Consider the following 18,771-nt stretch of genomic DNA (forward strand, 5'->3'; position numbering starts at 1 on the left):
CCGTCCCGGCTCCAACGCCAGGGCCGCTACACACGCGAGTCGATGCGGCACCCCGGCAAGATGCTGCCCGCCATCGCCGCCCAGGTCATCACCGCCTTCACCGAACCCGGAGACCTGGTCGTCGACCCCATGTGCGGGATCGGCACCACCCTGGTCGAAGCCGTCCACCTCGGCCGAGACGCCGCAGGCGTGGAGTACGAACCCGAGTTCGTCCACCTCACCGTCGGCAACCTCCGCCACGCCCACGCACAGGGCGCCACCGGGACCCCGCAGCTGGTGTGCGGCGACGCCCGCAACATCGCCACCATCTGCGCGCCGCTGCGGGGGAAGGCGGCGCTGGTGCTCACTTCGCCGCCGTACGGGTCCTACACCCACGGGCACGTCCGGTCCGGACGCGACAACGGTGGTGGCAGCGTCATCAAACGCCACCACCGCTACTCCGCCGACCGTGGCAACCTCGCCTACCGGCCCCTGCCCGCGCTGCTGGACGGCTTCGGGCAGATCCTCGCCGACACCGCAACTCTGCTGCGCCCGGTGGGAGTTATCGCGGTCACCGTCCGGCCCATCCGCGCCAAAGGCGAGCTGATCGACCTGCCCGGCCATGTCATCGACACCGCCGAAGAGCAAGGGCTCGTCCTGACCAGCCGCCACGCGGCCCTGCTGGCCGGACTCCGCGACGGGGGCCTGGTGAGCCGCGCCTCGTTCTTCCAGATGCTGGAGACCGGCCGCGCTCGCGACCGCGGTATCCCCGCCTGCATCACCGCCCATGAAGATCTCTTGATTTTCCGGAAAGCACACGATCTGGCGGGAGCCGACCGATGAACCATCGTCACGACCTGGTGCCCGAGCCGGTCGGCCACATGCTCGCGCTGCTGCAGCTCGGGATGTGCGGACGCTGCGGACGCGCCCGCTACGAAACCCGCCGCACCGCACGCCACGCCGCCCGCATCGCCGCACCCGACACCCGGCTGCGCGCCTACCGCTGCGGCACCGCCTGGCACCTGACCAGCCCCAACGGCCACCCACAGCACATCACCGCCCCCGTCACCCTGCCGCCATGCAGCGCGCGGGACCGGGTCGGGCTTGACCGGCCACGCCGAGACGAGCGTCGATACCCACGCCCCGATCCCGGCGAATCCGCTCGCTTCCAGCATCTGGTGGATGCGCCGGTCCACCGGGGCGGCCCTGATCCGCTGGTGGACGCCCGCGGCACTGATCCGGCCCGGCCCCGCGCTCGGCGTGAGGACGAGCGGTGAGGCCCGGAATGTCTGCGGCGGAAATCCGTTCGCTGCCTGCGGTGGTCGATGTGGTCACGGCGGGGCGGGCGCTGGGAATGGGACGCACCAAGAGTTACGAGCTGGCGCGCGCCGGGAGGTTTCCCTGCCCGGTGCTGCAAGTCGGACGCAGCTACCGGGTGCCCATCGCCGGCGTGCTCGCCTTGCTGGGACTCGAATACCGCGGTGGGCGGCCTGGACCGGAAAGCGAGTAACGGCTGTGCCTGCCGGAACCACCTACAAGAACTGCGGATGCCGTACCCAGGAGGGGCGGCTGCTGGGCACCAAGTGCCCCAAGCTGCGACGCAAGGGCGGCGCGTGGAGCCCGTCGCACGGCAGCTGGTACTACCAGTTCGAGCTGCCGCCCAAGCCCGACGGGACTCGCCGCAACCCCATCCGCCGGGGCGGGCTCGCCACCCAGGACGCCGCAGATTCGCAGATCAGCAGATTGCACGAACTGCTGGCCGTCACCGGCGACCCCGACCACCGCGACCGGATCACCGAACTGATCGTCACCACCCTGCGGACCGAGAAGCGGCTTCCCGAGCCCGAGGAGGTCCGCCGCAAGGTCCGCACCGGTCAGAATCTCGACGCCGCCATCACCACCGGGCAATGGCTCCGGACCTGGCTCGCCGGACGCAAAGGTCTGCGCAACGGCACACTGCGCAGCTACCGAGGACACATCGACCTGTATCTGGAGCCGGTCATCGGTCACATCCGACTCGACCGGCTCCGCGTCGCCGACGTCGAGGCGGTGTTCGACGCGATCGATGAACGCAACGACCTCATCGTCCGCGCCCGCGAGTCCGGAGACCCCGAACTGCGGGACCGGGCCAAGGGTCGCCGTGTCATCGGTCCCGCGACCAAACATCGCATCCGCGCCACTCTGCGGGCCGCGCTGGGCAAGGCGATCCGGGAGCGGCGCATCGACCTCAACGTCGCTTCGCTGGTGGAGTTGCCTCCGGGGCGGCGTCCAAAGGCGCTGGTCTGGACGCCCGAACGCCTTCGTGAATGGTGCCGGGCCCGTGAGCGGTTCATCAAGGCCGAAAGTCGGCGGGTGAAGCCGATGGACGCCTACGTCGGCACCTCGCGTCCGTCGCCGGTGATGGTGTGGACACCCGAACAGACCGGCATCTTCCTCGACCGCGCCACGGTGCACCGGCTGTACGCGCTGTATCACCTGATCGCTTTCCGCGGTCTGCGGCGCGGGGAGGCGTGCGGGCTGCGGTGGGCGGATGTCGACCTTGACGAAGGGGTAATCCGAGTCTGCTGGCAGATCACCCAGGTCGGGGGCGGCACCGAACAGGGACGCCCCAAATCCGAAGCCGGAGAACGCCAGGTCACCCTCGACCAGCACACGATCAAGGAAATCGCCGCCCACCGGGCTCGGCAGAACCAGGAACGCCTTGCCGCGGGGGAGACATGGAACGACAGCGGGTTCGTCTTCACCGGTGAGAACGGAGACCCGCTGGATCCAGGGTTCGTGTCCGATCAGTTCCTGTTGCTGGCGATGGAGGCTGAGCTCCCGCCCGTCCGCCTGCACGACCTGCGGCACGGCGCCGCCACGATCCTGCTGCGCGCGGGACACGACCTGAAAGTTGTCCAAGAAACGCTGGGACTGTCATCGATCACGATCGCGTCCGACACCTATACCAGTGTCCTGCCCGATCTGGCGCGTCAGTCCGCTGAAGATGCGGCCGCGGTGCTGCTGTCCGCCCGACGGAATGGGGACGAGACGGCATCGAATGGACGGGTGGTGAACCTGGCAGAGGCGCCAAGGCGATGACCTTCAAGAAGTGACCGTCGGACTTGATCGAGCCGGTGTCCGCACCCAGAAGCACTCTGGGGCGGGCATCGGCATGGTCTGCCTCCTTGTCCGCCGCCGTCGAAGGCTCTGCAGCCTTGCAGCATCGTGGCTCTTGCGTGAGCCGGACGCGGTCGGACGCAGACTCGCTCACTGCGACAATCCGGGCCTGCACGGGGCACCCGACACGACCGGACGCCGAAACACGAGCAAACACCGAACCGACACGGGAACACACGGAGGATGGAAGGGAGTTGGCGAACCATACTCCCGACCGGCCGATAGATCATCGTTTCTTGTCGCATCCCCAGGGGATCTGTTCGGCGAGGGCCGCGAGTTCGGTGAGTTCGTCGGCATCGCACCAAAAGGTCGTAACCGTGACTCGGAAGGTCCTCAGACGCTGCGCCACGCTCTCCGCTTCGCTCCGAAGCCGTACCAGCGTCTGCTCGTCGACCGTCATCTTAAGGCCACGGATATAGGCAAGAAAATCTCCCGTTCGCCACATCGCCCGAACCGGCAAATATTCTGGGGGAGCCTGACCGCTCAAGCTCACGTACCGGCCTTTGTCTCCCAGTACTCGATAGACATCTTCCTCGTCGTTTGGCTGCCCTGTCGGTCGCCCGACCATCTGCGCGGAGGCGGCGGCGGTTCGTGCAAAGTAACGAACCAGTCCGTCCAATATTCGTCGCCCGGTGATCAGGTGAGCCCCATCCTGCGTCGGCTGCATCCGCAGGATAATCGGCGGTAGCGGATACCCGACCTCCAAGAGGCGACACGCCACAGCCATTTCAGTAGCGGATATTGCGCTGGACTCCTCCACCGGAGAGAACAGCAGTCGCCCGGTTTCCACCTGATTTATCAGCTGATCCAAGGTGGCCAGCGTCGATACCCCGTGCGCCGTTCCATTTGTCATTGCTTACCTCGTCTCGATTTCGTGTGTGCTACCTGTGGCCGGATGGACGTTTGATCACCCTGCGCTCGGCTTTACCTCCGTTGCAGCGCCAGGAGAAGACGTGGCCGCGACCGTGCTGAAGAGCTGTGCAGGCCAACGTGGCGGGCTCCCCATACAGTGTTTGGGGCCGCCGACCAAAGGCAATACCGCATCTGCGGCTCCACCAGCATCGTGTGTCGGCCATGACGTGCTTCGCCATTATGTCCGTGCTAATGCGCCACGACTGCCCATACCGTTGGCCGAAAATACGGGAATACCTTAAGAGTCATTGTGTCGAAAGGTGTCCCTATCGCCTCGTGTTGTTTGGAGAATTGTGAGTGATTTTTGAGTCAAGCCTCCACCGGGGGTGCTGTTGGGGTTCCGTGAAAGAAGTTCCTTCTTTCTTGCGATCCGAACCCAATTGGCGACACTTCTCCAGGTGGCATCGCACAGGTCGGCAACTTTTTGTATCGGGTCTTTATGTAGGTGGTCGATATGCCAGGTGTACAAAACGGCTACGAGTACATAGAATCTATCCGGCCGACCTGTTCGCCCGGGCCTGGGGGCTGCGCTTGCAAAGGTGATTACTTCTTGAGCGAAGTGCTGGACTTCCCCCTCTGTGAAGACGTTGTCCGTGATGGAATTTCTTCGTTCCTCGCACATTTCTTTGGTAAGTCTGGCGAGCGGTATCGAGCGAAGAAGGTTGCCAGTGATGCCGCGGGTTATATTTGAAGGTTCTACCCCATCCCGTGCCTTGATGGTTATTTCGGCAGGACCGATCGAGTGATGTACTGGCCAGTACAGCAGAGCTGTCCAGTTGCCCAGATCCACTTGCTGGACGATCCCTTCCTCATTTGACAGTTTGAATCAACTCTTTCGATTTGTAGTGTCTCGCTCACTTGACGCCCAGGGGTATCTGTGGTCGAAACGTCACTCCAGGTTGTCGGCGATTAAACCAGGGCCTTCGAGAGGTCGGGCGAGACTGACTGACCTGCTTCCATGTTGGCGGGGGCTCGTTTCTGGGTTGGCGACGCGCCTACGTGCTCGCCGGTGTACCACACTCAACTGTGATCGGTAACACAGTTGCTCGTCCACGAGAAGGGAACTCCGAGGGGGGCTCCAGCAGACCAGTGGCTATAACGTTAGGTGGTCAAGTTTTCACTGCACGGGACCGTTGGGTCGTCATGTGATGTTGATCACACTATTTTCCGTAGTTGATCTTTCATTCTTCGCCGATTAGTGTCCTCCAGCATCAAAACAGATGTTCGGGGCCCATCGTTCGTGCCGTGGCCGATGTCCACGCACTTTTGCATGGAGAGTGGTGGATGAGGGCTCGTCCCGTGGACAGGATTCTGCACCGGCTTGACTCGCTGTTCGACAATGTTCACGACCCATCACAGGTGGTGACAGAGGCCGGGCGCCTGGGGGCGCAATTGATGCTCCAGGCCGCGCTCGACGCGGAAGTCGCTCTCCATCTGGGACGCGACCCCGGCGCGCAGCGGACGGTCGGCAAGGCCGGGCCGGCGCCCGGCGTCCGAAGCGGCCATCGGATCGTCGTGATCAAGACCACGGCAGGTCCGGTTGAGCTCTGGTGGCCGCGGCTCAGGGGCGGTGGCGGGTTCGTGTCGAGGCTGTTCGGCATGGAGACCGTCGACGTCCAGCCGCTCGCCCCACTCGTGGTGGCGGCGCATGTACGGCGCCTGACGCCGTCCGAAGTCCAAGACGCTCTCACCCGAGCCTTCCAGTTGACGATCCCCACGGTGCCGGCGACGAGGCTTGCCCAGATCAGCGACCGAGTGGTCGAGGAATGCGAGGCTTGGGGACGGCGCCGCTTCGATGCCCACGAGCTCACGTCTTTGTTCTTCGGTGCCGCTCCCTTCATGATCGGGGATGAGAGCGCCGCCGCCCCGGTCCTGATTGCCGGTGGGGTAATGCACGACGGCCGACCGGCCTTCGTGGCTCTCGCTCCGGGGGCGGCCGACTCGGTGGACGCGTGGACGACGCTGCTGGCCGATCTCGCGAGACGAGGGCTGCGGGCCCCGGCTTCGTTCGTGAACCCGGTCCCATCGGCGCTGGTCACAGCATTGGCACGTGCCTTTTTCGCCCCCGCGTAATGAGTGGTTTGCTTCGTCGGCGCCCTCTGCAGGAACAGACCAACGTGCGCGTTTTGTCCGTTTTTGTGCAACGTGATGACTTGTGGATCTTGTGAATCTGGACCCCGCTGCTGATGCTTGACCTCGACTTGATCGACCTGTGGAGGCGGCGGTTCGATGCGTGCGCGCTGGCGTTCAGCGATTGTCGTGGCCGGGCTTGTGGGCCTGAGCGGCCTGATGCCCGTTGCATGGGCGGAAGGACCGAGCCTGGTCGTGAACGGAGAACCGCTCCAGGACAGCACTGTCGCGGCCCCCTTCACCGTCGAACTCGCCGACCCGGGCGGAGTCGAGGACGGCGTGAAGTTCCTGCTGGACAACGCCTACCTGGGCGAAGACAAGACGGCGCCTTACCAGTGGACGGTCACCACAGAACCTGGCGACCACGAGATCAAGGTCCGGTGGAACGATCTCGCAGGAGATCGCCAGACCGCTGAGGCCACCTTCACGGCGACGTCCGACACCAGCCCACCCGTGCCGGACGAGCCACCCGGCCCAGCACTGACCGACCTCGACTTGAGCACCGCCAACCGCCGCACTCCGGCCGACGGGCTCTACGACTGGTCCAAGGCCGGATACCGCGAGGGCGCCGGGCTTCCGACCGAGGCGGAGCTGACCTCGGACACCAACTGCCTCCTGACCCCCGAGACGCTCGAGAGCACCTACAACGTCATCCCCGACGACGAAGACAACGATGGCGCCGGAATCCAGCAGGCGATCGACCACGTCCGTGAAAACTGCAGCCCGGCGGCCCGCTACACGAAGCTGAGCCGGATCGAACTTCCCGCCGGACGACTCCTGGTCGACGCGCAAATCAAGGTCGACGCCGACTACATGATCCTCACCGGCGCCGGATCGGACCCCGAAACCGGCACAGAGATCGTGTTCACTCCCAACGCCGACACCCGGTACGACGCCCTCACCGAAGGCGACGCCGACTGGGACGAAGACGGCATGACGTGGGGAGACGCCAAGGGCGGATGGATCTGGCCCGGCCGAGGCCTGTTCCACGTCGCATCCCGCGAGGTCGCCGCCAAGTACCGTGCGGACGCCCCCGAGCCCGACCCCGAGAACTACGACAACGCACCGGCCAACCGCCGGGACCTGTTCGAGGGAACGGTCAACGCCCACTGGATCTCCGGTGCCACGCTGCGCGCCATGCCGGGGGAGACCGCTTACGCGGGCAAGACCGGCCAGACCAAGGTCTACCTGAACTCCGAGACGACCGACGCGATCATGGACGGCTTCAAGGTCGGCGGATACGTCAACATCCGGGCGGCCAACAGCGTCAAGTTCTACGGCGAGATGTCGGTCCCGGCCGATCACAGCTCCCTGAAGAACCTGCACATGCGGCAGCAGATCTTCGGCATCACCGAGGTGGACACCACCAACAAGGTGATCACGCTCGACAAGCCCCTGGAGTTCGACGTGCCGGTCGACTCGACGTCGGACGGATCCGCCGTGATCGACGAGCGGGTGTACACCTCGAAGGCGGCACCGCTCGTGACCCGGTGGTGGGCGTCGGCATCGAGAACCTGTACCTCACTCAGACGGCACCCGAAGGCAAGACGGCCGAGGACGCCGAGCAGGACTACGGCAACCTCGACCCTGCGGGCGAGATGCACGGCATCGTCCTGAAGGGCGCGGTCAACGACTGGGTTCGAGGGATTCGTGCGGACATGACCGGCTCGCACCCCATCGTCACCGAAGAGGCCAAGAACCTCTCCATCGTCAACAACACGCTCGACGGGTCCTGGAACAAGGGCAAGGGCGGCAACGGCTACTTCCGCGGCTCCCGCGTCTGGGACTCGGTCTATGCCGGCAACACCACCCGCAACCTGCGGCACTTCACCTTCCAGTGGTCGGCCTCGGGCAACGTCGCCATCGGCAACAGCTTCGATTCGGACCTGAACCTGCACGGCGGCTGGGAACGCCACAACCTCTTCGAGCTCAACAACGTGACCATTCCCTACGAGCACGGGCCGGGGAACTGCAGCGTCAACTGCGGTGAAGAGGGCGGCGGCAACGCCGATGGCGGCACCTGGTTCCCCATCTATTGGGCCGCAGGCGCCAAGGCGGTCAAGTGGTCCGGCTCGTCGGGCCCCGACAACGTCTTCTTCCGCAACGCGCTGCGCAAGCAGGCCGACGGCCCGAACGCGCCCTACATCGACTACTACGCCGACCCGCAGAAGATCTACCGGTTCGGCGTGGACGACTCCGGCGGCTGGCACCACCTGGACGTCGACGGGACGCCGATCAGCGACTGGCTCGCCAACGAACAGCAGAACTACAGCGGCGGCCACGGTGTGAACGACACCGTGACCTCGCAAGATCCTTCGCTGTTCCTGACCACCGTTCCGCAGCAGTAGGCGTTCCTCGCCGGGCTGCGGTTCGTGCCGCGGCCCGGCCTGACTTCCGGCTTCGAGTCCTGGACAGGCGCATGCGCGCTGTTGGTTGAAGGGTGCCGAGCGTGATCTTCCGTCGTGTGACTGCCGCAGTCGTGTCGGTCTTGCTGGTCGTGGTGCTGGGGATACCGGCGCAGACGACGGCGGCGTGGGCCGCAGGCCCCTACCTGGCCGTCGAGGGACAGGCACTGGACGGCGCGACGGTGGCGGCGCCGTTCACCGCGACGGTGATGGACGCCGACGACATCGGGACCGCCGGCGTCACGTGGCTGGTGAACGACTCGTATGCCGGTAAGGACTCCACCGCTCCGTACGAGTGGACGGTCACCGCTCCCGACGCGCACAAACTGAAGGCCCGGTGGACCGATTCGGCTGATTCGACCGTGGAGGTCGTGGCCGAATTTACAGTCGAATCCTCGTCCAGCCCGGTGCTGAAGGCCAACGGCCAGGACCTCGACGGTGCGACCGTCGCATCGCCCTTCCAGGCCGTGCTCGATAGCCCGGGAACCGTAGACACCGCGGGCGTGACGTTCCTAGTCGACGACTCCTACGCCGGTAAGGACGCCGAGGCGCCTTACACCTGGACGGTCGTCGCCGCACCGGGCGCGCGCAAGCTGAAAGCGCGCTGGAAGGACGAGGCCGGTGAGCAGACCGAGGTGGTGGCCAACTTCACGGTCGGGTCCGCGGCCAACCCTTACTTGCAGGCCAACGATTCTCCGCTGGACGGCGCGACCTTGCCGTCGCCGTTCACCGCGACGGTCGCCGAGGCGGGGGCCGTCGACGCCGACGGAGTGACGTTCCTGGTGGACGACTCCTACGCCGGTAAGGACCAGTCGTCCCCCTACCAGTGGGAGGTGTCGCTGGACGACGGCGCCCACAAGCTGAAGGCTCGATGGACCAGCGACCAAGGCCTTCCGCTGGAGGTGGTCGCCAACTTCACCGTCGGAGAAGGCGGCGGCACCGACCCGCCGGACCCGACGGACCCGCCCGAACTTCCCGAGGCCGTGCCGGCCAAGGTCGTGGTCGAGCCCGGACCGGCGTTGAAGCGTCTATGGTCGACCGCCGACAACCGGCGTAACAAGGTCGAGGGCCTCTACGACTGGTCCAAGGCCGGGTACGGAGGCGGCAGCGTCCTGCCGGACGCCTCGCAGTACCTGCGCGACGAGGACGCGTGCCGCATCACCGCGTCCGAGTTGCAGAGCGACTACAACGTCGTGCCGGACGACGGAGGAAACGACACCTCCGGGATCCAGAACGCGATCGACGACATCCGGGAGAACTGCTCCCCCACGGGCTCCCAGCTCAAGATGTCGATCATCACCCTGCCCAAGGGCACTCTGAACGTCACCCGCCAGATCTCGGTCGACGCCGACCACCTGCGCATCCGGGGGCAAGGCACCGGGGGCAGCGGCACGAAGATCGTCTTCCGGCCGGACGAGAACACCCGCTACGACGTCATCAAGGACGGCGAGCGCTGGGACCTGGACAACATGACGTGGGAGGAGAACGCCTCCGGCGGATGGATCTGGCCCGGCCGCGGCCTGTTCCGCGTGCAGTCCCGCCAGGTCGCCCCCGAGTACCAAGCCGCCTACGACAGCGCCCCGACCAACCGCAAGGACCTGTACGAGGGCACGGTCAACGTGCACTGGCGCGCCGGCGTGAAACTCGGCTCCAAGGACGGCGATCCCGGATACGCCGCCCGCAAGGGCGACACCGTCATTCAGCTCGACCCGGCCTCGCCGATCACCGTGTACGACCGGTTCAAGGTCGGCGGCATGGTCAACGTGCGGGTGGCCAACAGCAAGAAGTTCTACGAGCAGATGAAGGCGCTGCCCACCGAGCACGAGCTCGAGAACCTGCACATGCGGCAGCAGATGATGATGGTCACCGCCGGTGACCCGCTCGAGCGGACCCTCACACTCGACAAGCCGCTGGAGTACGACGTCCCGATCAACTCGGTCGCCGACGGCTCGGACCCCATCGACGGCGAAGTCTTCGACTCCAAGGCCTCGCCCATCGTCGACCTGATCACCAACGTCGGGTTCGAGAACTTCAGCTTCACCCAGGACATGCCGGGGCTGGACAAGGCCAAGGCCAAGAACAACTACGGCAACATGGCCCCCGACGCCGCCATGCACGGCATCGTGTTCAAGTGGGCCGCCAACTCGTGGGTCAAGGGCGTCCGCTCGGACATGACCGGGTCGCACCCGATCGTCACCGAAGAAGCCGCCAACCTGACCCTCATCGACAACTCCCTCAACGGCTCCTGGAACAAGGGCAAGGGCGGCAACGGCTACTTCCGCGGCTCCCGCGTCTGGGACTCCCTCTACGCCGGCAACACCACCCGCGACCTGCGGCACTTCACCTTCCAGTGGTCGGCCTCGGGCAACGTCGCGATCGGCAACAGCTTCGACTCCGACCTGAACTTGCACGGCGGCTACGAGCGCAACAACCTCTTCGAGCTGAACGAGGTCTCGGTCCCCTACGCCTACAGACCCGGCAACTGCACGTCCAACTGCGGCGGCGAGGGCGGATCCGAACCCGACGACTCGCAGTGGCATCCCATCTGGTGGGCGGCTGGGAAGAAAGCCGTCAAATGGTCGGGATCCTCCGGGCCCAACAACGTTTTCCACAACAACCACCTGATGAAGCAGGCGGACTCGGAGACCGAACCGTTCAAGCCGTACTACGACGATTACGAACGGATCTTCCAGTTCGGCACGGACGGCACCAACTTCAAGCACCTGCAGCAGAACGGCGAACCCATCGCCGACTGGGCCCACAACGAGAACAAGGACTACACCGGCGGAAACGGGATCCTCGCCGACAAGACGTTCTCCGGTCGCAGCATCTTCCTGCGCTCAATCAGCCTCACCGGCTACGGCGGCCCACGCCCGCAGAAGCTGCAGCAGACCTGGGGCTGCTCTTGCTGGGACGGGTCCGGCATGGTCAACACCCGCCTGGCCGCCGACCCCGTCAACACCGCGACTGGCGCCCTGATGGAGCAGTTCGACGACCTCCAGCTCCCGGGTCGCGGTAAGCCACTGGACTGGACGAGGACCTACAACAGTCTCGACCCGACCGACGGCCCCCTGTCGCAGGGCTGGACCTTCGCCTACAACGCCGGCGTCACCAAGGCCAACGAGACCGAGGACGGCGTCACCAGAGAAGTCGTCACCTTCCGCAACGGCACAGGCGGCCAATCCCGCTTCGCCAAGGATGACACCGGCCTGTACAAGGCCATCGACCCGTCGATCACCGCCACCCTCACCGAACTCGCCGACGGCTGGCAGCTGAAGAACCTCGACGGCGAGATCCTGCGGTTCAACACCAGCGGACAGCTCACCCACGACTTCGACGACCAGGGCAACGGCGTCCAGCTCGCCTACTCCGGTGGCCGCCTGCACACGATCACCGACCAGTCCGGGCAGACCCTCACCCTCACCTGGGGCACCGGCGGCGCCGCCAACGGCAAGATCGTCAAGGTCACCGGAAGCGACGGCAGGTCCATCTCCTACGGTTACACCGACACCGCCGGCCGCGCCCGCCTGACCAGCTTCACCGACGTCACCGGCGCCACCGCCACCATCGCGTACGACTCGGCGACTGGGTTCGTCAACGGCATCACTGACCCGCTCGGCCGAACCACTGCCCGGACCACCTACGACCCCGAGACCAATCGGGCAATCTCCCAGAAGGACGCCTCCGGCGCGACCACCACCTTCGGCTGGGACGCCGCGACGCAGACCGCCACCGTCACCTTCCCCGATGGGACCACCCGCCAGGACGTCTATGACAACAACGTCCTGATCTCCCAGGTCGGGCCTGACGGTCGTGCGGCCAACACCTACTACGGGCCCAACAACGAGGTCATTGCCGAGACCGACACCAGCCAGGCGCTGACCAAGTCGTCCTACGACGACCGCGGGAACCTGCTGAAGCGAACACTCCCGGCCGAAGCGGACGATGAATCGCCACCGTTCGAAGAGTGGACCTACGACTCGGAGGACCGGGTTACCAGCCACACCGACCCGCTCGGCAACACCACGACATACGACTACGACGACCAGGGGCGCTTGGTCACCACCACAAACCCGGACGGCGGCACCACCACCCTCACCTACACCGCCGACGACCAGGTAAAGACCTCGACCGACCCGCTTGACCGGACGACCACGTTTGAGTACAACGATGCGGGCGACCTGGTCAAGCAGACCAGCCCCGGAGGCAAGGTCACCACCTGGTCCTATGACGGCAGCCACAATCAGCTCACCGAGACTTCTCCGCTCGGCAACGAGTCCGATGCCGACCCCACCAAGCACACCACCACCTGGACCTACAACGCCGCCGGCCAGGTGCTGACCGAGACCGACCCGCTCGGCCGCACTACCACCAACACCTACGACGAGGCCGGTCAGCTCACCGAGGCCAAGGCTCCCGACGGTGGTGTTACCAAGTACACCTACAACGCCAACGGCGACGTACTCACCGAGACCGACCCGCTCGGCCGCGTCGCCCGTACCGAGTACGACCACGCCGGGCGCAAGGCCGCCACGATCGCACCCGACGGCGGTAAGACCACCTACACCTACGACAACGAGACTGGCAAGCCCCTCACCGAAACGGGCCCGGCCGGCAACGTCGTAGGCGCCACCGCCGAGACCAAGCGCCGCAACACCGTCACTTACGTCTACGACGCCGTCGGCAACCCGATCCAGACCCGCCAGGTCGACCCCAACGACCCGGCCAAGTACTTGATCACCGCGATCGACTACGACCTGCGCGGCCAGCCTGTCACCACCACCGCACCCGACGGCGGCAAGACCCGCAACGTCTACGACGACGCCGGACGCGTCACCAAGACCATCGGCCCCGACGGCGCAGAGACCAGCATCACCTACGACTCGATGGGCCGGGAAAAGACCCGCGCTGGCGGTGGCGTGACCGTCACCAACACCTACGACGAGGCCGGTCAGCTCACCAAGACCGAGACCGGTGGTGGAGCCGTCACCACCCACGAGTACAACGACGACGGCCAGCGCACCGCCACCGTCGACCCGCGCGGCAACGTGAGCGGAGCCGACCCGAACGAGTACAAGACCCGCTTCACCTACGACGCCGACGGCCGGCAGACCAAGGCTACCGACCCGCTCGGTCACGAGAGCAGCACCAGCTACGACCCGGCTGGCCAGCAAATCAAGACCACCGACCCGGCCGGGAATGCCACGTCCTTCACCCACGACCCACACGGCAACGTTAAGACCGTCACCACCTCCACCGGCGCGGTGACGACCTACACCTATGACAAGGCCGGGCAGGTCACCGAGATCAAGAACCCCCGGGGTGGGGTCAAAACCCTCACTTACGATCCCGCCGGGCGGCTCATGACCGAAACTACGCCCGGCGACCGCACCACCACCTACGACTACGACGTCGCTGGCCGCCTGGCCACAAAGAAGTTCCCCGTTGGCGAGATCGTCTACGGCTACGACCACCTTGGCCGCCCGACCTCGATCGACTACAGCGACAACAGCGCCGACCTGGCCTACCGCTACGACCAGGCGGGCCGCCCAGTCGAGATCACCCAGAACACCGCGGCCGGGCCGAAGACCACCGCCATCACCTACGACCAGGTCGGACATGTCACCGGCCTTACCCGCGGAGACGAACAGTTCGTCTATGACTGGGACAATGACGGCAGGCTGGTCAAGCGTAACCTTCCAGGCAACCGCTCCCAGTCTTACACCTACGACGACGATGGCCGTGTCGCCTCCACCTCCCTGACCGGTGCCATCGCCCTAACCGTCGACTACACCTACGACCCGGCGGGCGCACTCAAAAAGATCACCCGCCAAGGCGGGCCGACCAGCACCCACAGCTATAACCGCGCTGGCCAGCTCACCGACCTGGTCCATGCCAAGGGCGACACCCCGCTGGTCGAGCACAGCCTCACCTGGAACGACCAGGGCTCACCCGCGACCATCACCACTACCCGCGGCACTACTAGCACCAAAGCGATTTACAGCTACGACTCCGACGGCCGAATCACCAAGTTCTGCCAGGCCAATGGTAGCGAGTGCACCGATTCCTCGGCCTACAGCGCCTACGACTACGACTCCAACGGCAATCGCACCAAGCTGACCACCCGTAAACCCGCAGGTGCCAGCGGTCAAACTAGCACCAGCTTCACCACTTCGACAGCGACGACCGCCCAATCCAGGACAGCGCCATCGAAGATGGCCCGCCCGTCGTGCGCTACACCTACGACGAGAACGGCAATCTGCAGCAGCAGGAAGGCGCGGGCGGCACCAGAATCTTCTCCTACGGACTCGACGCCAACCTGCACCGGGTTGTTCTCGAGGACGGCCGCAACGTCACTTACGCCTACGACGAGAACGGAAACCGCACCAGCCGTGCCATCAATGGAACTCAAGATGCCGGATGGCAATGGGACAGCGTCGGGAACCTCCCGGTCCGCATCGCTGAGACCAACTCCGCTGGAACTGTCACCCACCAGTGGTGGGGCGACCCCGTTAGCTCCCTGGGAACCGCACTAACAGACGCCCCCGCCAACGCGCCCCCGACCTGGCTACTCGCCGACTTTCAAGGCACAATCACCGACACTGCGGCCACCATCGACGGCAGCCTCAACATCACTGGGTCCGCGCAACTCGACCCCTTCGGTGCTCCCGTTGCCAGCAGTGGCACTTACGCCTCGAATCCGCTGCAGTTTCACGGTCAGTACCTCGACAACGTCACCGGGCTTCACGACATCCGCGCCCGCGACTATAACGCTGGCGCGGCCACCTTCACCGCGATCGACCCCGTAAAGCCCAAACCTGGGACCCCGTTCACCAACGCCTACCACTATGGCTACAACAACCCCGCCGCATACACCGACCCCACTGGTGAATGGGGTTTTCTAGCCAAAGCTGCTATCGGAGCAGTCATTGGCGGCGGAATCGGCTACGTCAGTCACGGCCTCTCCACTGGCGATTGGTGGAGCAGTGACGCCGCTTGGGCGGCAGGAAGCGGCGCCCTCGCTGGCGCCATCGGTGGCGGCGCAGGTGCCGCCTTCCGCGGTGCTTCGGTGGGAGCCAGAGGGGCTCGCTACCTCAGCTACGCCGGAGCAGGGGGCGCAGGAAACCTCGCATACGGCTGGGGAACCAGCAACGGCAATTACAGTCCGAGCCAAGGCTTTACAGACTTCGGGATTGGGGCGGCCGTAGGCGGCCTTGGAGCTGTCGCCGGAGCCGCCGCCGCACGAGCAGCACAGCGGGCCCTTCAAAACCGGATTATTCAGCAATGGAGCCAGGCCGGCCAGGAGAGGATCTTGGGTCCTCTCAAAAGGGCCATAGTCAAGTGTCCTGGCTATTATAAAATAAATAGGAACTGGAGTGACGTTTGGAATATGCCAGTGAGGGAGAGGGGGCTCGAAATTGAGGATCGTCTCGGTGGCAACCTGCCGGTCAATTTTCCGGTCATTGATAAATGGAATCGTGGTGTTGCCACAAGTGTCAAAAGTATTGACCTAACGCTCCCATCATATAAGCGGGCGAGTGGCGTGAAGTACCGAGTCAGAAAGTTCCTGGACGTCCTGGACGGCTGGCCTGGGCGAACGTGGGGAGGGAAAACCGTTCCTGATCGGCACCCTATCAAGAAGAGGGTTCTTGAGATCGTGGTCCCGCGTGGCCAGGTGAGCTCACAACAGCGAGAGGCCTTGAATGATATGATAGCGGAGGGTAAGCAACGAGGTATCATTGTTAAGTGGATGGAGCGATGATGTTCGCCAAGGTTAAGAGATGTAGCGTCTATGGCTGGCGAGATAAAATGATAGTAGTTCCAATCTCGGAGTCAAGAAGGGGGAACTGGAGCGACCTCGCGCCAGTAGTCCTGGCGAGCTTCTCGTCAGTTGCTGTGACCGCTGCTGTCCGCGCGTCCTTGGAGCAATCGCGCAAAGGACGTGCACCGAAAGATGTGGCATGGCCTGTCCTTGCTGCTGTGGGAGTAGCGACAGAAGACGATTTCTACCAGGACGCCTTCTCTCGTTGCATTTTCATCACTGAGAGGTCGCAAAGATATACTGCTTTTATCTGGAATAAAGCATCGGACGGGCGGGGGTACGAGCCGTCCAAACAAGGCAGCATCGAAATTCCTTTTGATGTTAATAAAGATGAGCCCGGAGTGAGTGTATTGAACCTTCTGGGGATATAGCTTTCTGTTCTCGAACGAGATGAATGGTGATATTTTTCCTTTAAGCGTGAAAATTGGCTACGGGTGTTAGCCTTAGGTTTCCGCCGGATGGCGAGTCGGGAGTGACCGTTTAGGCGGGAAAAGCACCCTCGAGTTGGAGGGTAAGGTGTGTTCAGAGTCTTGTCCGCACCACACCGAAGGTACTTCTCAGATGGTGTGACACGAAGTCGCTGGTGACGAGTGAGTTTGTTATTTGAAGGGCCGATCACGTCGGTAACGTATCCCGGGACAATGTTCGAGACCTGTCCCCGCTCTGACATGCGCAGTTGTAACGGCGGGGTGCGAAGCTTAGGGTTCAAGCCCAAGGGCCTCTCGTTCCACCCGGGGGTGTCCCTATGGGATTCGTCTAGCCGCTCGGGTGGTGGGTTTGCGTGTGGGTTGGTAGGGCTGTTTGTCGCGGAGTATGGCGTAGATGACGTCCGAGCGGCGGCGGGCCAGGCAGATGAGGGCGGCGTTGTGTTTCTTGCCCTCGGCTCGTTTGCGGTCGTAGTAGGCCCTGCTCAGTGGGTCTGAGAGGGAGGCGAACGCGGCCAGGAACATGGCGCGTTTGAGGGCCTTGTTGCGGCCTTTGGGCGGGTGTTCGCCCTTGATGGACGTTCCGGAGCGGCGGGTGGCGGGCGCGAGGCCAGCGTAGGCGGCCAGGTGCCCGGGAGTCGCGAATGCCGCGATGTCACCGATCTCCAGCAGGATTCGTGCGCTGGTCCTGATCGCGATGCCGGGCATCGAGATCAGGGCCCCTGCGAGAGGGTGGGCATCGAGGATCTCTTCTACTTGGGCGGCGATCTGGTCGCGCTGGTCGTGGACCGATCGCAGGGATCGGGCCAGGTGGGGCAGGACGGTCGCGACCGCGGTGGTGCCGGGGACGACGACGGTCTGGGCGTTCAGCGCGGTCTTGACCGCTTCGACCAGGCGTCCGGCCATGGGCGGGGCCAGCGGCCGGGTGGTGGCCAGTAGCCCGTCGGCGGTGGCGGCGCGCAGCCCGTCCGGGCCGCCGTAGGCGATCAGCAGCTCCGGTGCGGCGGGGTGGTGCCACCTGGGGCCGATGGCTTTCTCCAGGGCGGAGTAGATAGTGACCAGCAGGCCAGCGGCCCGGTATCCGGCCAAACGGTGCGCCCTCGGCGGGGTTGGAGCGGTGGCGCGGGCCGCGGGTGAGCCAATGATACGGGCAATGTCGTCGCGGACCTGGCGATGATGTTGATGCTGGGTGGGGCCTGGCTGTCCAACATCGCGATCCTGCGGACCGAGCCGGAGTTGTTCGGCCCGATCCCGTCCGACCTCACGGTGCCACGGCTGGTCACCACCCTCGCCTAGCTTGATCTTTAACCTGTCCGGCGTGGTCGTGGGTTCGTGGATTTCTTGGGTTTTCGTCGTGTGGGACCCGTTCTGCCGACGATGTGCACGTCGTGGCGTGGAGTGGGGTTGGTGTTGGTGCGGCCTGCGGGCCGTCCTGGGCCGGGCCGGGAGGTTTCGGTGCACTGGCCGGACAGGACAGTTGCGGGCGCAAGTGCCGAAACCCTCGGCGGACACGGGCAGGGGTCAGGCGCTGTGGTGGTGCCGGGCGTTCCCAGGGGCGGCGCAGGTCGGCCGTCAGGGGACGGGCCAGGCGCAGTTGGGTGTAGGCGGCCAGCATGATCCAGGTCCACCGGTCGGCCGCCTGCGGGGTGCGGACCTTCGGGCAGATCCATCCGAGGGTCTGTTTGAGCAGGCGGAAGGTGTGCTCGATGTCGAAACGGCGCAAGAACGCCTGCCAAAGAAGGTCGACGTCGGCCGGCGTGGCGCCGGTGCCCGACCACCATAGCCACACCGGCTTGGGAATCGCGCCGCTGGGCAGGTGCTCGATGTCCATCCGGACGACGGTTCCTTCGATGATGGGCAGGGTGAGGTGCCACGGATCTTCCGGACAGGGCCCCAACTAGAGTTGGGGAGAACCGGAAGGGAAGGTCGTTGGCACGAC

The 18,771-nt window shown here is 64.9% G+C and carries 12 protein-coding genes and 2 pseudogenes; 11 read left to right on the forward strand and 3 right to left on the reverse strand.

Annotated features, from left to right (window positions below; all coding sequences use genetic code 11):
* The 4 genes from BJF79_RS09980 to BJF79_RS09995 form a co-directional block, all read left to right on the forward strand.
* On the forward strand, positions 1 to 822 hold an 822-nt coding region (locus BJF79_RS09980), incomplete at its 5' end, for a TRM11 family SAM-dependent methyltransferase (protein WP_075896514.1).
* The gene (locus BJF79_RS09985; protein WP_075896516.1) at positions 819 to 1,256 is read left to right on the forward strand and encodes a hypothetical protein; all 438 of its coding nucleotides are present in this window, start codon (positions 819 to 821) and stop codon (positions 1,254 to 1,256) included. The genes BJF79_RS09980 and BJF79_RS09985, both read left to right, overlap by 4 nt.
* A gap of 8 nt (positions 1,257 to 1,264) precedes the next feature.
* Positions 1,265 to 1,489 (forward strand): DNA-binding protein, encoded by a 225-nt coding sequence (locus tag BJF79_RS09990; RefSeq protein WP_075896518.1) that lies wholly within the window; start codon positions 1,265 to 1,267, stop codon positions 1,487 to 1,489.
* A gap of 5 nt (positions 1,490 to 1,494) precedes the next feature.
* On the forward strand, positions 1,495 to 3,060 hold the full coding sequence (locus BJF79_RS09995; RefSeq protein ID WP_075896520.1) for a tyrosine-type recombinase/integrase: 1,566 nt from the start codon (positions 1,495 to 1,497) through the stop codon (positions 3,058 to 3,060).
* A 304-nt stretch (positions 3,061 to 3,364) separates the two neighbouring features.
* Here BJF79_RS09995 and BJF79_RS53070 read toward each other — a convergent pair whose 3' ends face one another.
* Positions 3,365 to 3,991: a hypothetical protein gene (locus tag BJF79_RS53070; protein ID WP_143219823.1), complete on the reverse strand. Its 627-nt coding sequence runs from the start codon at positions 3,989 to 3,991 to the stop codon at positions 3,365 to 3,367.
* Positions 3,992 to 4,600: 609 nt separating this feature from the next.
* Between BJF79_RS53070 and BJF79_RS55300 the strand changes: the two genes are divergently transcribed.
* From BJF79_RS55300 to BJF79_RS59165, 6 genes and pseudogenes are all read left to right on the forward strand, one after another.
* Positions 4,601 to 4,741 (forward strand): hypothetical protein, encoded by a 141-nt coding sequence (locus BJF79_RS55300; protein ID WP_158079142.1) that lies wholly within the window; start codon positions 4,601 to 4,603, stop codon positions 4,739 to 4,741.
* A gap of 608 nt (positions 4,742 to 5,349) precedes the next feature.
* Positions 5,350 to 6,123: a transposase gene (locus BJF79_RS10000; RefSeq protein WP_075896522.1), complete on the forward strand. Its 774-nt coding sequence runs from the start codon at positions 5,350 to 5,352 to the stop codon at positions 6,121 to 6,123.
* Between the two features lie 252 nt (positions 6,124 to 6,375).
* Positions 6,376 to 7,797, forward strand: a complete 1,422-nt coding sequence (locus BJF79_RS10005) for an Ig-like domain-containing protein (protein WP_075896524.1) — start codon at positions 6,376 to 6,378, stop codon at positions 7,795 to 7,797.
* An 823-nt stretch (positions 7,798 to 8,620) separates the two neighbouring features.
* Positions 8,621 to 15,121: a DUF6531 domain-containing protein gene (locus tag BJF79_RS59160; RefSeq protein WP_143219825.1), complete on the forward strand. Its 6,501-nt coding sequence runs from the start codon at positions 8,621 to 8,623 to the stop codon at positions 15,119 to 15,121.
* Positions 15,122 to 15,216: 95 nt separating this feature from the next.
* Positions 15,217 to 15,462: pseudogene (locus BJF79_RS66680) on the forward strand (RHS repeat-associated core domain-containing protein); the annotation flags it as partial.
* Between the two features lie 192 nt (positions 15,463 to 15,654).
* Positions 15,655 to 16,347, forward strand: coding sequence for a hypothetical protein (locus BJF79_RS59165; RefSeq protein ID WP_262401789.1), 693 nt, complete (start codon positions 15,655 to 15,657; stop codon positions 16,345 to 16,347).
* A gap of 803 nt (positions 16,348 to 17,150) precedes the next feature.
* Here the strand turns inward: BJF79_RS59165 and BJF79_RS10020 are convergent.
* Positions 17,151 to 17,915 (reverse strand): annotated as a pseudogene (locus tag BJF79_RS10020) (transposase); the annotation flags it as partial.
* A 90-nt stretch (positions 17,916 to 18,005) separates the two neighbouring features.
* Here BJF79_RS10020 and BJF79_RS59170 point away from each other — a divergent pair.
* Positions 18,006 to 18,128: a hypothetical protein gene (locus tag BJF79_RS59170; RefSeq protein WP_262401790.1), complete on the forward strand. Its 123-nt coding sequence runs from the start codon at positions 18,006 to 18,008 to the stop codon at positions 18,126 to 18,128.
* On the opposite strand, the gene BJF79_RS10025 is transcribed toward BJF79_RS59170, so the two are convergent.
* Positions 18,112 to 18,663, reverse strand: coding sequence for a hypothetical protein (locus BJF79_RS10025; protein WP_262401791.1), 552 nt, complete (start codon positions 18,661 to 18,663; stop codon positions 18,112 to 18,114). The two genes, BJF79_RS59170 and BJF79_RS10025, sit on opposite strands and share 17 nt — an antisense overlap.
* Between the last annotated feature and the right edge of the window lie 108 nt (positions 18,664 to 18,771).

Origin of the sequence: Actinomadura sp. CNU-125, assembly GCF_001942465.1 — a bacterium.
Lineage (GTDB): Bacteria > Actinomycetota > Actinomycetes > Streptosporangiales > Streptosporangiaceae > Spirillospora.

Excerpts from the sequence above, each read along its gene's own strand:
- BJF79_RS59170 (WP_262401790.1), top strand. The coding sequence starts at position 18,006 with ATGATGTTGATGCTGGGTGGGGCCTGGCTGTCCAACATCGCGATCCTG.
- BJF79_RS53070 (WP_143219823.1), bottom strand. The coding sequence starts at position 3,991 with ATGACAAATGGAACGGCGCACGGGGTATCGACGCTGGCCACCTTGGAT.
- BJF79_RS09990 (WP_075896518.1), top strand. The coding sequence starts at position 1,265 with ATGTCTGCGGCGGAAATCCGTTCGCTGCCTGCGGTGGTCGATGTGGTC.
- BJF79_RS10025 (WP_262401791.1), bottom strand. The coding sequence starts at position 18,663 with ATGGACATCGAGCACCTGCCCAGCGGCGCGATTCCCAAGCCGGTGTGG.
- BJF79_RS09985 (WP_075896516.1), top strand. The coding sequence starts at position 819 with ATGAACCATCGTCACGACCTGGTGCCCGAGCCGGTCGGCCACATGCTC.